Here is a 13,481-nt window from a genome sequence, read left to right on the forward strand (position 1 = left end):
AATGCGGACCATCAATGTCTAATACGGACTGATCGTCAGCACCATCTGCACGGGCTGCGGGGAGAGTTCCTTCCAATCGGAACGCAACTGGTCGTCGCTATCCGATAATGCGCTCCTGTAGGGCTGGCCAGCATGAAATATCCGGGCAGTTAGGCGTGTCCCCTGCACTCCGGATCTGGGACGGAAATTACGCGAACGTCGCCAGCCCGGATACAGGTGCAGACCACTGCGCGACCTGGCGTCCGGGTATATTCACCGCCGAGCATCACCATGCCGGTGGCCTGGTTCCCGGTTCTTCGCGCGATCTGCGGTTCATCGTCCAGATGGAAGACGTCGATGAACATGGTTGCCAGTATCGTTCGCCGGGGCCTTCTGGATGGCGCTAGGTCACGCTCTTCCATTTGACCTGAATGCACTTTGTTTCCACGGTGTCTCAGCATTGGCCACCAGCCACTTCCCCAAAAGTGATCTCAGAGCAGCCCCGCGCAAATTCCCCAAGCCACGCGATTCCGCTCCCTTGGCATCACCCTACGACACCATGAGGGGAAGTAGAAGAGAGAAACGTGCCGGCGCAGGGTTCTTCCAAGGTCTTACCGCTTTGGAAGGCTTCCGACCCGGCATTGTCGCAGGCCCGCTAGGTGACTATGGGTTCTGCTTCAGCAGGCTTCGGACCGACTCGGGCTGGTTGGACAGCACTACTATGTCGACACGGCGGTTAAGCGACAGGTCCTTGTTGCCTGGGACCGGACGGGCGTCCCCGTAGCCGACTGAGGAAATCCGCGAGGCCTTCACGCCACCGTCTTCGACCAATGAGCGCAGCACGCCGGTGGCGCGGGACGCGGAGAGCTCCCAGTTGGTGGGGTACGGCTTGACAGGGCGGCGCTCGTCCGCGAAGCCCTCCACCTCGAAGTAGCGCTTGGTGGGAGCCAACACCGGGGCGATGGCGTCGATGATCTCGCGGGCATTATCGGTGAGCTCTGCGCTATTGGGCACAAAGAAGGTTTCCGCACTGACCAAGCGCACGGTGAGGCCCCTGTTGTCGATGGAAAAATCGGCTGCGCCGGCGTGCCCAGAATCCTTCAGCCGCTTTTGGATGCGTTCCTTGAGCTCAATCAGTTCGGACTGTTCGTCCTGGGCCAGGGCCAGCAGGGCTTCCTTGGTCTGGCCGTCGATCTGGCTGCTGGCCAGCAACCCCTCGGTGCCCACCAGCTCGGGCGGGACCACGACGCCCTCAGCGGTGTCCGCGGTGATGCTTTGTTCGGTGCCGAAGCCGGTGGCAAGGGAATTCTTCAGTTTCGTGTACTTGTCCTGGTCGACAGTGGACATCGCAAAAAGAACGATGAACAGGCACATCAGCACCGTGACCATGTCCATGTAGGAGGCCATCCAGCGCTCGTCCGGACCGTCGTGCCCGGACTCTGCCGGCTTGCGGCCCTTCCGGCCCCCGCGCCGGCTACTGCTGCGGCCGCCACTCACGCGGCTTCCTTGAAGTCATCAAGCATTGCTTTCTCCGTGACCTTCCCGGACTTCTTGCCCAGCGCGTGGGGCGGGACCATGGCCTGCAGCTTCTCCTCGAGCAGGATCGGCTGGCTGCCGCCCTGGATCGCCAGCACGCCTTCCATGGCCAGGGTCATGCTGTCGATTTCGAGTTCCGAAAGCCGGCGCAGCCGCGCACCGATGGGAAGCCAGATGAAGTTGGCCGAGACCAGTCCCCACAGCGTGGCCACGAAGGCGGCGGCAATCATGTGCCCGAGTTCGTCGGGCTTGGATAGGTTTTCCAGCACGTGGGTCAGGGAGACCACGGTGCCGATGATGCCCACGGTGGGGGCATAGCCGCCCAGGGTGGAAAAATACTTGTGCGCAATCGCATCGGTGCGCTCGCGGGTGGAGATCTCGTCCTCGAGCTGGTCGCGCAGCTCGTCCCCGTCCATGCCGTCGGCCATGGACTGCAGGGCCCGGCCCAGGAACGGGTCCTTGGTTTCCCTGGCCTCGGACTCCAGCGCCAGCAGGCCCTCCTTGCGCGCGAGGTCAGCCAGTTCGACCAGGCGGGTAATCAGCTCCCCCACCGGGGCGATCTTGCCGCGGAAGGCCGAGGGCAGGGACTTGAAGGCAATGATCGTGTCGCTGATGGTGCCGCTGGCGATGCCCACGGCGATGGTCCCGAGGAACACGATGATCATGGGGGCCGGAAGCAGAATCGACGAGACGTTGGCGCCCTCCATGAAAAGCATGGTGAACATGGCGCCGAAGGCCAGCAGAAGGCCAATGATTGTTGCTGGATCCACTTGGGGGCGTCCTCTTTATCGATGCGTCAGGGGCGGAACGGATGGTTGCGGCTGCTCATAGTTGCGCGCCAGCGAGACCACCCGGGCACGATGTCCCGCCACCAGGGCGATGACTTCCTCCATGGTCTCGGTGACCACGTACTTCGCGCCGTTGACCATGAACACAACGGTGTCGGGGTTTTCCTGGATCCGCTCGATGAGGTCGGCGTTGATCGCAAAGCGTGTGGCGTTGAGCCTGGTTACAACGATCATTGAAGCACCCCGTCCTTTCAGTGGAGCACTCTCGGCAGAAAGGGCGGCGCCGTTAGCCAACGACACCGCCCACCTACCCCCGGCTTACCGTTTACGGCAGGCCGGGATCTGATTAGTTCGCTGCGGCGAGCTGTGCCTGGCCGAGCATGTCGTTGCTGACAGCGGTCGTCCCGCCGAGCACCACGAGCTTCCCCGGGTTCAAGCGGGCGAGCTCTCCTGCCACAGTTGGTGGAAGGGTGCCGGTGGCGGGCACCAGCAGGATGGGTCCATCCGTGTACGGCGAGATGGAAAGGGCGTCAACCATGCTGGCGGCGTTGGCCAGGTATACCGCGGGGACGCCCGGCTCGGCGTTGATCTGCGAGATGAGCACGGCGGTCTCGTACTTGTTCGCCCCGCCGATTCGCTCAACGGGAACCGCCGCCGGTTCGGGGCAAGCCCCAACGAGCCATCCGCCGCCCGAATAGACCTGGCAGGTGCCGTCAGCGGCCAGAGCGGTTGTGGTGCCGATGATTCCGGCGGCGGTGAGGGCGAGTGCGGCAAGTCCTGCGGTGGTCTTTTTCATGGCGTAATCCTACTTTGTCGTAGATGAAGGTGACTCTAAGGGGCCGCCGTTGCCATGGAAGCAACCGTGGACTGATGTGCCGAACAACCCTGACCCGCGGGAGGCAGTCGCAGAAGCAGATGGTGATTGCGTGGGCGGCACCGTTTACCAACGGTGCCGCCCCTATGCTTGCTAGCGCTTGAGGTTGGCCAGTTCCTGGAGTACCTCGTCGCTGGTGGTGATGATGCGGGCATTGGCCTGGAAGCCGCGCTGCGCAACGATCAGGTTGGTGAATTCCTGGGAGAGGTCAACGTTGGACATTTCCAGCATGCCGCCGGAGATGGTGCCCATGCCCGGGTCCCCCGGTACGCCGTATTCGATGGCACCCGAGTTGGCGGTGACGGTGTAGCCCGATCCTCCGGTCTTCTGCAGGCCGCCGGGGTTGGCCACGGAGCCGAGTGCGATCTGGGCGATGGCCTGCTGGGCGCCGTTTGAGAAGGTCCCGGTGAGCGTGCCGTCCGAGCCCAGTGTGTAGGACTCGAGGGTTCCGGCGGAGCGGCCGTTCTGCTCGGAGATCGATACGGTCTTGAGCCCTGCATAGCCCGTGACCGCGGACAGGTCCACGGCGATGCCGCCGAGGTTCATGGTGCCGCCATTGAGGGTTCCGTCGCCGGCGAGGGTCAGCGTTGCGGTGCCGGTGGCCCCGGCGCCGTCGTTGCCCGCGACATTCCAGCCGTTGGCGGTGCGCGTGAATGTCATGGTCATGGTGCGGCTCGTGCCGTCAGCAGCGAAGATCTCCTTGTCCTGCACGATGGATTCGCCGGTGGCCGTTTCCTTGGGCAGGTTGCCGGAGAGTCCTGCGGTGCTGGTGCCGACACCCGGTGCGAGCAGGTCGCGCGGCAGGGCAATGTCGGTCAGGGCGCCGCCGGTGGCCAGCTGCCCGCCCTGGGCCATCCAGCCCTGCACGATGCCGCCGTCGGCGCTGGTCAGCCTGCCGTTGGCGTCAAATTCGAAGGCACCGGAGCGGGTGAGCGAGGTGGCATTCCCCGAGCGCGTGGCGAAGAATCCTTCACCGGCGATCATCATGTCCGAGGAACGGCCGGTGCTCTGGGCGGAGCCCTGGCCAAAGTTGGTCGAGATGCCCGCGACCTGCACGCCGAGGCCGACCTGGGCGGGGTTGCGCCCGCCGGCGTTCTCGCCCGGGGTCGTGGCGCCCTGGGTCATTTGGGACAAGGTGTCCTGGAACTGGACGGAGGAAGACTTGAAGCCCGACGTGTTGACGTTGGCAATGTTGTTGCCGGTGGTGTCAAGCATGGTCTGGTGGGCGCGAAGACCGGAAATTCCTGAATACAGTGAACGAAGCATGGTGGATGTCTTTCTGCGTTGAAGGAAATTGGGTGGAACAAGAAAACTTGGGCGGACGCCTAGGCGCCCAGGGCATCCGGTTCGGCGGTTTCGGACTCCGGTTCCCCGCCCTCAGGCAAGGCTTCCGGGGTCGTGTCCTGCTCCGGATCGGGAACCGGCGCGGCGGGTGCCGCGATGCCGATGATCTGCGCGTAAGGGATCTGTTGCTCCCCCACCGTGACCACCGGTGCGCCCCCGGCAAAGGACACCGCGGTGACCACCCCGGTGATCGGCGGTTCCCCGGCGGTGGTGATTTCCTGACCAATCAGCGAGGATGCCGCCAGGCGCTGCTGGATGTCCAACGAGGCTTCCTGGGTGGCGCTGAGGGTGTTCATGCGTTCCATGGAGGCCAGCTGGGTGGTCTGAGAAATCATCTGGTTGGTGTCCATGGGCGAACTCGGGTCCTGGTTTGCCAGTTGTGTGACCAGCAGGTGCAGGAACACTTCCCCGTCCATGGCCTGTTTGGGGGCACGGACGGGCGCGGCTGTTGCCCCGAATTGCGTCGCTTCGATGGGTGGCACTGTCATGGGGGGTTGTCCTTCCTAGGCCATCACGTCGAGATGGGAAGTATCGTGCAGGGCAAGGGTGGTTTCCCGCCCCGCTGTTTCGGGTGCCGGTTCGCCGCGGGTGCGCATTCCCGGAGAAGGGGCACCGGTGAACGGGCGTGCGTCCCCGCCGCCCGCGTTCTGGCTGCCGGTGTGGCCGCCAGGAGTGGAGGAGGAATCCGTCCCGGTCGACAGCATGATGGTTCCTGAGCCCGTGGCGGCCAGTTCACGGCGCAGTTCCGGCAGCATGGCACGCAACGCCTCGCGGCCGGCGTCCGTGGGGGCCGATAGCTCCATGCGGATGCCTTCACCGCCCAGAAGCGCCTTGACTGTGATGGGCCCCAACGCCTCGGGAGCGATGTTGACACTCAGTGTTCGTTCCCCGTTAGGCCCTGCAGCAAGGCTGGCGATGGGCCCGAGCAATTGCCGGTGCAGCGGGGCCGGTGTCTGGGTCCGCTGTAAGGGCATGTCCACGGCGGAGGACTCGATGGGGTCCACTGCCGAGATGCCTGCATCGCTGGCGACGCCGGCCGACGCCGTCGCTCCAGTAGCGGCCATCCGGGCATCGCCCTGGCCGGCGACCACTGGAATCTGCTGGGAGCCCGCGTTGGATACTGCCGGTATCTCTTGCGTTCCGGCCAGTGCCGTGGCGGCGTGGTCGGCCGGGGACTGTCCCCCTGCCTCCGGTTCAAGTTGCGCATCAGCCGAGGTGGAATTAGGTGTGGTTATCTGACCTTGGGCTTCGGTGGCTGGCACCGCCGCTACGGGTTGGCGAGTGAGTGTTGCGGCCTCATTTGTGCCAGCACCCAATGCAATAGCGGTTCCGGTGGGTTCAGATTCACCTGACACAGCGAGTGCTTGCGGCGACGGTGTCACGGCAATTCCGGAGTCGTCAACGGTGGCCCCGGGCGTGGGTGCCACAGGTAAGGACGCGCCGCCTTCCTGCAGCGGGAGAACCAACAAGGGCGCCACCGCCACGGGCAACTGCGTAGCTTCCTGAGGAGCAACGGTTCCCGGCATCGGGACGACCAGCCACGGCGCGACGGCAACAGGCAACGGTGTCGGGCCGTCGGAGCCAGTGACCTGTTCAACGGAAACGGATTCGGTAACTGTACCGGATCCCGCGGGCAGCGCGGCAGGAGCCGACAGCGCCGGGTGCTGCGCCCGCTGGTTCATCACGGCCCCTGCACCCGCTGCTGAAGTACTCGATGTCCGTGCAGCAGGTGCGCCGGTTTCCGGGGACTGCGAGCCAACGAGGGATGCTTCCGGGATGTCGATTGCCGGTTGCCCATTTTCTGGATTCGCCGGTTCGGCATCTGTTGCCCCCTCGCCGGTCGCCACAGGTGCACCCGAGTTAGCGGGTACATGCGCGGTGGGAATCATGGAGGCAAAGACCTCGGCGAACTGACCCGAAGGAGAGGCACCCAGGTCCCCGGATTTCGCGGAAGCCGAGGACACAGGGGCAACCGGCAGTGTGGCGTGAGTGGACGGGAAGGGAATCATGCTCCACTCACCGCAGTCGAGAAGAGAGCCCGCTGCGCTGCCGCGGTGAGCTCGGCCTGCTGGGTCGCGGCAGAGGCCGTGGCGGCGGCAGGGGTCTTGGCCTCGGACGCCCCGGCGGTTGCGGAAGGCACAATGCGGCGAATGGTCATGATCGTGGCATCGGTTTCAAAGAGTTTCCGGATGCTCACGCTTTCCCCCGGACGCGGGGCATGAATCATCTTGTTGTCTCCCAGGTAAATGCCAATATGGCCACCTCCACGGGTGACAATCAAGTCGCCGGGCTTGGCCTTGGCCAAGGAGGGAACCTCGGTTCCTTCCTTGGCCTGTTGCCGGGCTACCCGGGGAAGTTCCACGCCCAAATCTCTGAAGGTGTGCTGCACGAAGGACGAGCAGTCAAGGCCGATCTTGGGGTTGTTTCCGCCCCACACGTATGGGATGCCCAAGTACTTCTTCGCGTTCTGCACCACGTCGGAGCCATCCACGCCGTCGGCCGTTGCCGGAGGCTCCTTGCCCACCGACGTGGATTTTTCAATTGCCGCCCCGGAGCCCGACGCCACGGTGGGCGCAGGTGCCGGTGATGCGGTGACGGGGCTTGCCGCCACCGAAGGTGCCATGGCCTGTTGCAGTGCCTGGGTGAACGCGGCCGGGGTCGTGGGCAGTGCACCGGGAGTTGCACCGGGAGTTGCACCGAGTCCCGGGACGGTGCCGGCCAAAGCAGCAGCACTCGCGGAAGCGGCGGGTGATGCCTCGGCCTTCGCAGGTGCCGGGGTTCCGCTCACGCGCGCCAGTGTTGATTGGATAGCGCCAATACGTGTTGCCATGCCATCAAAGCTCACGGTGTCTTCCCTTCAAAGGCGCTGGTGGCACCCAAGTCGTCAAGGAGCAATTGTTCACGGGAGAGGGCTTCGGTACGTACCCTCACCTCATGGCGGTCGGCCAGCTTTTCCAAGGCCTTGAGCTCCTTGCGGGCCTGGCCATGGGTTTCCCGGGCTTCTTCAGCTTTCCCGTCCAAGCTGGAAACCAGCGTGTCCAGTTCCAGCAGCATGCCGCGCGTGGAGGCACGCGAGGCAACCAAGGCCATCAGCGTCTCGCTGTCCACCGGTGCCCGCTCGGGAGCCGCCATGGCATCGCGCATGGCGTTCCGTTCCATAGTCCGCTGGCGCAGGCTGCGGTTGGCTGCGGCGAGGTCTCCCGCCGCCTTGGTCTCCTGCAGTCCGCGCAGGCGCAGCAGCCCCGAAAGTGCAAATCCCCTGGACATCAGGACACCCCCATGGTTCGTAGCAATGCTTGAAGTTCGGCCCAGGATTGGCCGCTGGGCACCGGCTCCTCGAGCCGTTGCTGCAGAAATCGATTGATGGCAGCCTCGTGGTCGACGGCCGCGTCCGCCAACAGGTTGCTTCCGCGCTGATAGGCACCGACATCCAGAAGGTCCTGCACGGCACGGCGTGCGGCCATGACCTTGCGCAGGGCGCCCGCCGCGGTGGCCTGTTCACGGCTGGTCACCCGGGAGGCGACGCGCGAAACCGAGGCCAGTGCGTCAATGGACGGGAAGTGGCCGGAGATGGCCAGTTTCCGATCCAGGACAATGTGCCCGTCCAACAGCGAACGGGTCGCATCGGCGATGGGTTCGTTGTGGTCGTCCCCGTCCACCAGCACGGTGTAGATCCCGGTGATGGAACCGGTCGCGGACGTACCTGCACGCTCTAGCAAACGGGCCAGCAGGGAGAAGGTGGAAGGCGGGTAGCCGCGGGTTGCCGGAGGCTCCCCGGCCGAAAGCCCGATTTCACGTTGGGCCATGGCCACACGGGTCAGGGAATCCATCATGAGCAAAACCTGTGCACCGGATTCGCGGAAGGACTCGGCAATGCGGGTGGCCACGAAGGCTGCCCGCAGGCGCATGCGCGCCGGTTCGTCGGCGGTGGACACCACGACGATCGAGCGGGCCAAGCCCTCGGCTCCAAGGTCTTCCTCCAGGAATTCCCGAACCTCGCGCCCGCGCTCCCCCACCAGAGCAATGACATTGATCTGGGCCGAGGTGCCGCGGGCAATCATGGACAGCAGCGAGGACTTGCCGACTCCGGATCCGGCGAAAAGCCCGATGCGCTGGCCGGCACCCACCGCGGTGAGGGTGTCCATGGCGCGGACACCGAGTTGCAGCGGGGTGGTGATCCTGCTGCGTTCCAGTGCGGCTGGTGCCTGGTGCTCCATGGGAACCAGGGTGTGCTCCCCCAGCGGACCGCGCCCGTCAATGGGCTGGCCCAGCCCATCCAGCACCCGGCCGAGCAGTCCTGTGCCCACCGGAATGTAGGCGGCCGATCCGCTGCTGTGAACGAAGTCGCCGACCCGGATGTCGTCCATGGGTCCCAGCGGCATGCAATGAAGCGTGTCCCGGCGCGCAGCAACCACTTCGGCGGCAACCTTGTCCTCCCCGATCTCCAGCACCGTTCCCAGAGGCGCGTTCAAGCCCGCGACCTCGAGCCCCAGCCCGACCACCGAACTAACCACTCCCATCCTGACGGGCTCGGCTGCAAGGAGTGCTGCGTCCAGGCCGGTCCAGGACCGTGCGTCCACGCTCACGGGGTTGCCCCGCGCAATGCGGCACAGGCACGTTCGAGTGCCGTGGAGATGCGGGCGTCAAGGAATCCTTCGTCAAATGCCGTCAGTGCATCCCCGCGGGCAAGTACGGGATCGGCAACCAGCGCGATCCCGGTGCCCGGAACCTTGTCCAGTTCCAGCAGGGCCAAATCCTGCGGGTTCATGCGGACTTGGCGAACAGTGGTCTCGTCGATGCCAGCCATGGCGCGGTCCAAGGCTGCCTTGGCGCCGAAGCGGTCATTGGAAAGTTCCTTGCCGATGATCTTTTCTGCCAACAGCAGCGCCGATTCCACCAAGATGGTGGAGGCTGCCTCCAGCACCGGGACTGTGCGGGCATGCAGGGCCGTGGCCGCCGCACCCAGGGCGCGCACCGCCTCGGCGTGTTCGGCAGCGCGCGCTGCATCGGTCTGGGCCGCTGCCCGCGCCAGCTCCTCGCGCTGGGCCCGGGCTACGGCCTCGGCGGCACGGATGCCTTGCGCGTAGCCGGTGGCGTAGCCATGCGCCTGCGAGGAGTCCTGCTCGCGCCGGGCGGAGTCGGAAATTTCCAGGGCACCGAAGTGCGCCGGTTCAAAGGCGGTCGGGTCAGAGGACATAGTCTTCCTCGTCGCCGCGCTTGATGGTGATCTCGCCGCTGGCCTCCAGCGCCCGGATGGACTGGACCACGTCGGCGCGGGCCTCCTCGACCTGGGAGACACGCACCCGGCCCATGGAGGAGATCTCCGCATCAAGTATTTCCTTGGTGCGGTCGGAGATGTTGGCGCGGATGGTTTCCTCGACCTCGGCCGCCGCGCCCTTGAGGGCAAAGGCCAGCGTTGCCGCATCGACGCCGCGCAACACGCGCTGCACGTCGCGGCGGTCGAACTTGACCAGGTCCGCGAAGGAGAGCATGCGTGAGCGCACTTCCTCGGCCAGCTCCGGGTCGTGCTCGTCCAGGGACGCCAGCAGGTCCTTCTCCACCGTGATGTCAGAGCGGTTCAGGATGTCGACCAGCGGCTGGATGCCGCCAACGGTCTCGAGCGGTTCGTGGGACGTAATGACCGATCCGGTTCGTTTCTTCAGTTCCTCGGCCACCACGCGCACTGCCTCGGGCACGGCGGTGCCCATGGTGGCCAGGGCCCGGGCGGACTCGGTGCGCAGTGGCGCCTCGAATCCCGCCATCACCGCCGAGGCCACCTCGGGGCGCAGGTGGGCCAGGACCAGGGCGATGGTTTGCGGCAGTTCCCCGTCCAGCAGCGAGCCGATGTGAGCAGGTTCGGTGCCTTCAAGGAATTCAAAGGTCATACCGGCCATGGAAGAGGACAGCCGGTTCATGACCGTGCTGGCCTTTTCGCTGCCAAAGGAGGCCTCGAGCAGACCCGCGGCCATGTCCCGCCCGCCGCGCGCGCTGGGTTTTCCGGAAGTTGCAAGTTCGTGGATTTCACGGACGGTGTCCTCCACCAGGGAGGAATCCACCCGGCGCAACCGCACGATTTCGGCGGCGATCTCATCTGCCTCGAACTCGGTGAACTGGCGCATGACTTCCGCCGCATTCTCCTGGTCCAATTGCATGAGCATGATGGCGACCTTTTGGGTGCCTGTCAGCTTCCGGGGCGTCCCGGCTCCTTGAGCCATTATTCGGTCCCCTTGTCATCCATTACGGAACGCAGGTAGTCGGCCATCTTGGCAGGGTCCCGGGCCGCCAGTGCCGAGAGTTCCTCGCGCTTGACGTGGTGCGGGGTGACCAGCTCGGCCACCGGGGACGTAGGCGGAACCTGGCTGATGGCCATGGTGTTCGGTGACGCGACTTCCGCTGCCGCCGGTGCCGGCGGCAGCGACGTGAACTCGCGGAACTCGCCGAGGTCCACCGGTTCGCGGTTCTGCTTGTTGCGCCGCACGTACAGTGCGTAAACCACCGCAAGGATCAGTGCCAGGCCAATGACCCCGGCAATGATCAAGGTGCGCTGGAGCTCCGCGGTGCGGGCTGCCTCCTCCGCGGCGGCTGCGGCGGCGAGCGCTTCCTCCGCGGCTGCGGCGCCGTCGGCGTTGAAGGGCACGACCGAGACGTTGACAGTGTCGTTGCGTGCCTCGTCGATACCTGCCGCGGTGCTGACCATCTGGGTGATGTCGGGGATGCTCAGGCCCTGGGTGGCTGCCGAGTTCAGGGCCACCGAGACGCTCTGCCGGTTCAGGTTGCCGGAGGGGATCAAGCGGTTCTCGGTCACCTTGTTCACCGCATTGGTGCGTTGGTTGTCGGTGGAGGTGAAGGTTCCCTCGCCGTTCTCGCCGCCGGGCACCGCAATGTTGTCCGGGCCCAGCACGCCTGCGCCGGCCCCGCCACTGCCCTCGTATTCCTCTTCCTTGACGGATTCGGTCAGTGCAGGATTGCCCTCGGGATTGGTGAAGGATTCCTCGGTGCGTTCCGCTGATTCCAGGGAAAGGTCGGCTGCCACGGCGACCGTGGCGTTGCCGGGTCCCACCACGCGGTCAAGCATGGCCTGGATGACTCCGGCAACCCGGGTTTCGTAGTCCGCAGCTTGCTTCTCGGCGCCGCCGGTCAGTCCGACCCCTGCGGCGGATAGCAATTTGCCCGTCGAATCCACGACCGAGATGTCCTCGGCCTTGAGTCCGTCAACGGCGGCGGAGGTCAGGTGCACGATGGCCTGGACCTGGTCGTTGCCCAGGGTCACGTTGGGCTTGGTCTCGACGAAGATCGAGGCGGTGGGGTTGGTCTTGGAATCCACGAAAACCGTTTGCTCCGGAATGGCAAGCTTGACCGAGGCAAGGTTGACCCCGTCCATGGCCTGGATGGTGCTGGCCAGTTCGCCCTCGAGCGCCCGCTTGTAGGTGACGGACTGCTGGAATTCACTTGAGGTCACGCCCATGTCATCGAGCAGGGAGTATCCACTGGTGCCGGCTGTGGGCAGCCCGGCAGCTGCGGCCTTGAGACGCGAGTCGTAGACATTGGCCTCGGGCACCAGGATGGTGCCCCCTCCCCCGGTAAGTTCATAGGGAACCGAATCGGCTTTCAATTGCTCCACGACACCGGCGGCGTCCTCCGGGGCAAGGCCCGTGAACAACGGCGTCAGCTTGGGCTGGCTCATGAAGGAAACCAAGGCAATGGTTCCCAAGGCCAGGACGGCGATGCCGATCAAGGCAATGGTGCGTTGTGCCAGGCTGAAGCCGCGCACGGCATCCGCGGCCTTGGCCAGCGGGGCTGGAACGTTGGCCACTAGGCTTGCATCCTCATGATCTCGTTGAAGGCCTCAACGCCACGGTTGCGGAAGGTGGATACCATTTCCAGGGCTACTGCCGAACGAGTCGAGGCGAGGGTAGCGGCATGGATATCCGTAAGGTCCCCGGTCACGGCCTTGATGGAAAGATCATTGGAGGCGGCCTGCAGGGACTGGACCTGGTCCACTGCCCCTCCCAGGGCATTGGCAAAAGCCGAGCCATCGGTGGCGGGTGCACCGGCCGGCTTCAGGTATCCGGTGGGCAGGGTGGGGCTGACGCCCGCGACGGGGCCGATTTCGAAGGCCATTACTGGTTGCGTCCGATCTGCAGTGCTGCCTGGTATGTTTCCTTGGCGCGGTCCACAACCGCGGCGTTGACCTGGTAACCACGCTGGGCCATGATCAGGGATCCCATTTGCTCGGACATGTCGATATCCGGGTAGCGGACATTGCCTTCCTCGTCCGCCAAGGGGTGGTCCGGTTCGTGCACGATGCGCCCCTCGGCGTCACCAAACTCCGCACCCGCGACATACACGCCGGTGTTCTCGGCACCGGCCTGGGCCAAGACGTAGCGGGCCCGGAAGGCTTCGCCGTCGGTGGCAGTGGCGGTGTTCGCATTGGCCAGGTTGTCGGAGACGGCATCAAGCCATTTGCGGTGCACGGTCAGTGCGCTGCCGGCGATTCCGATGGCGTCAAGCATTAGTTGCTCCGAAGGGCGGTGCGGATGGAGTTGAACGGCCCGGAGGCGGCCTGCGTGGCGAATTGGTAGCGCAACACGGTGTCGATGTTCGAGAGCGTCTCGGTGTCCAGATTGACGTTGGAACCGTCGAGACGTGTGGGCTCCAAGGATGCGGAGGTGGACGCCGTGGCTTGGCCGTTGCCTTCGGCCACCGACTTTGCCAGGGCCGATTCAAACTCAACACGGCGGGCGTGATAGCCGGGGGTGTTGACGTTGGCGATGTTGTTGGCAATGGCACGCTGGCGCAGTGCCAGGCCATCCAGGGCACTTTCGATCGCCATGGACGTGACGGAATTGAACACGACGAATCGCTCCAAGGTCGTTTCGTGGCCCATCCGTGGGCTCAAAAGGAAGTGAGCTATCCGTGCTCAAAATAGACAATCGGCTACCCGGCGTTGGCCGTTAGCT

Annotated in this window: 16 protein-coding genes; all 16 read right to left on the reverse strand. The window is 65.0% G+C overall.

From position 1 onward, the window contains the following. Positions 1–642: 642 nt before the first annotated feature. On the reverse strand, positions 643–1,476 hold the full coding sequence (locus ACIPUB_RS13875) for a flagellar motor protein MotB (protein ID WP_302265335.1): 834 nt from the start codon (positions 1,474–1,476) through the stop codon (positions 643–645). After that, positions 1,473–2,285: a motility protein A gene (locus ACIPUB_RS13880; protein WP_407607909.1), complete on the reverse strand. Its 813-nt coding sequence runs from the start codon at positions 2,283–2,285 to the stop codon at positions 1,473–1,475. Before ACIPUB_RS13880 ends, ACIPUB_RS13875 begins: the two co-directional genes overlap by 4 nt. A gap of 15 nt (positions 2,286–2,300) precedes the next feature. Beyond that, positions 2,301–2,537, reverse strand: coding sequence for a flagellar FlbD family protein (locus tag ACIPUB_RS13885; RefSeq protein ID WP_407607910.1), 237 nt, complete (start codon positions 2,535–2,537; stop codon positions 2,301–2,303). A gap of 112 nt (positions 2,538–2,649) precedes the next feature. Further along, positions 2,650–3,099, reverse strand: coding sequence for a cell wall-binding repeat-containing protein (locus ACIPUB_RS13890; RefSeq protein WP_407607911.1), 450 nt, complete (start codon positions 3,097–3,099; stop codon positions 2,650–2,652). 171 nt (positions 3,100–3,270) lie between these two features. Beyond that, entirely contained in the window at positions 3,271–4,443 is a 1,173-nt protein-coding gene (locus ACIPUB_RS13895; protein ID WP_407607912.1) for a flagellar hook protein FlgE, read from the reverse strand. 59 nt (positions 4,444–4,502) lie between these two features. Continuing rightward, the gene (locus ACIPUB_RS13900) at positions 4,503–5,009 is read right to left on the reverse strand and encodes a flagellar hook assembly protein FlgD (RefSeq protein ID WP_407607913.1); all 507 of its coding nucleotides are present in this window, start codon (positions 5,007–5,009) and stop codon (positions 4,503–4,505) included. 15 nt (positions 5,010–5,024) lie between these two features. Further along, the gene (locus tag ACIPUB_RS13905) at positions 5,025–6,530 is read right to left on the reverse strand and encodes a flagellar hook-length control protein FliK (protein ID WP_407607914.1); all 1,506 of its coding nucleotides are present in this window, start codon (positions 6,528–6,530) and stop codon (positions 5,025–5,027) included. Next, entirely contained in the window at positions 6,527–7,309 is a 783-nt protein-coding gene (locus ACIPUB_RS13910; protein WP_407607915.1) for a C40 family peptidase, read from the reverse strand. Before ACIPUB_RS13910 ends, ACIPUB_RS13905 begins: the two co-directional genes overlap by 4 nt. A 53-nt stretch (positions 7,310–7,362) precedes the next feature. Continuing rightward, positions 7,363–7,788, reverse strand: a complete 426-nt coding sequence (locus ACIPUB_RS13915) for a flagellar FliJ family protein (RefSeq protein ID WP_217389482.1) — start codon at positions 7,786–7,788, stop codon at positions 7,363–7,365. Further along, positions 7,788–9,041 carry a FliI/YscN family ATPase gene (locus ACIPUB_RS13920; RefSeq protein ID WP_407607934.1) on the reverse strand — a complete coding sequence of 418 codons (1,254 nt, stop codon included), beginning with the start codon at positions 9,039–9,041 and terminating at the stop codon, positions 7,788–7,790. Before ACIPUB_RS13920 ends, ACIPUB_RS13915 begins: the two co-directional genes overlap by 1 nt. Before the next feature lie 62 nt (positions 9,042–9,103). Continuing rightward, positions 9,104–9,718, reverse strand: a complete 615-nt coding sequence (locus tag ACIPUB_RS13925; RefSeq protein ID WP_407607916.1) for a FliH/SctL family protein — start codon at positions 9,716–9,718, stop codon at positions 9,104–9,106. Then, a complete protein-coding gene (gene fliG, locus ACIPUB_RS13930) occupies positions 9,708–10,736 on the reverse strand; it encodes a flagellar motor switch protein FliG (protein WP_407607917.1) in 1,029 nt (342 codons plus the stop codon). Before fliG ends, ACIPUB_RS13925 begins: the two co-directional genes overlap by 11 nt. Continuing rightward, positions 10,736–12,334, reverse strand: coding sequence for a flagellar basal-body MS-ring/collar protein FliF (fliF, locus tag ACIPUB_RS13935; protein WP_407607918.1), 1,599 nt, complete (start codon positions 12,332–12,334; stop codon positions 10,736–10,738). Before fliF ends, fliG begins: the two co-directional genes overlap by 1 nt. Next, positions 12,334–12,642: a flagellar hook-basal body complex protein FliE gene (locus ACIPUB_RS13940; protein WP_264271541.1), complete on the reverse strand. Its 309-nt coding sequence runs from the start codon at positions 12,640–12,642 to the stop codon at positions 12,334–12,336. Before ACIPUB_RS13940 ends, fliF begins: the two co-directional genes overlap by 1 nt. Next, positions 12,642–13,034, reverse strand: coding sequence for a flagellar basal body rod protein FlgC (locus ACIPUB_RS13945; RefSeq protein ID WP_217389476.1), 393 nt, complete (start codon positions 13,032–13,034; stop codon positions 12,642–12,644). The genes ACIPUB_RS13940 and ACIPUB_RS13945 overlap by 1 nt, the downstream gene beginning before the upstream one ends. Beyond that, positions 13,034–13,375 carry a flagellar basal body rod protein FlgB gene (flgB, locus tag ACIPUB_RS13950; protein ID WP_310293507.1) on the reverse strand — a complete coding sequence of 114 codons (342 nt, stop codon included), beginning with the start codon at positions 13,373–13,375 and terminating at the stop codon, positions 13,034–13,036. Before flgB ends, ACIPUB_RS13945 begins: the two co-directional genes overlap by 1 nt. Positions 13,376–13,481: the final 106 nt, after the last annotated feature.

It is taken from the genome of Paeniglutamicibacter sp. ORCA_105 (assembly GCF_045798545.1).
Classification (GTDB): domain Bacteria; phylum Actinomycetota; class Actinomycetes; order Actinomycetales; family Micrococcaceae; genus Paeniglutamicibacter; species Paeniglutamicibacter sulfureus.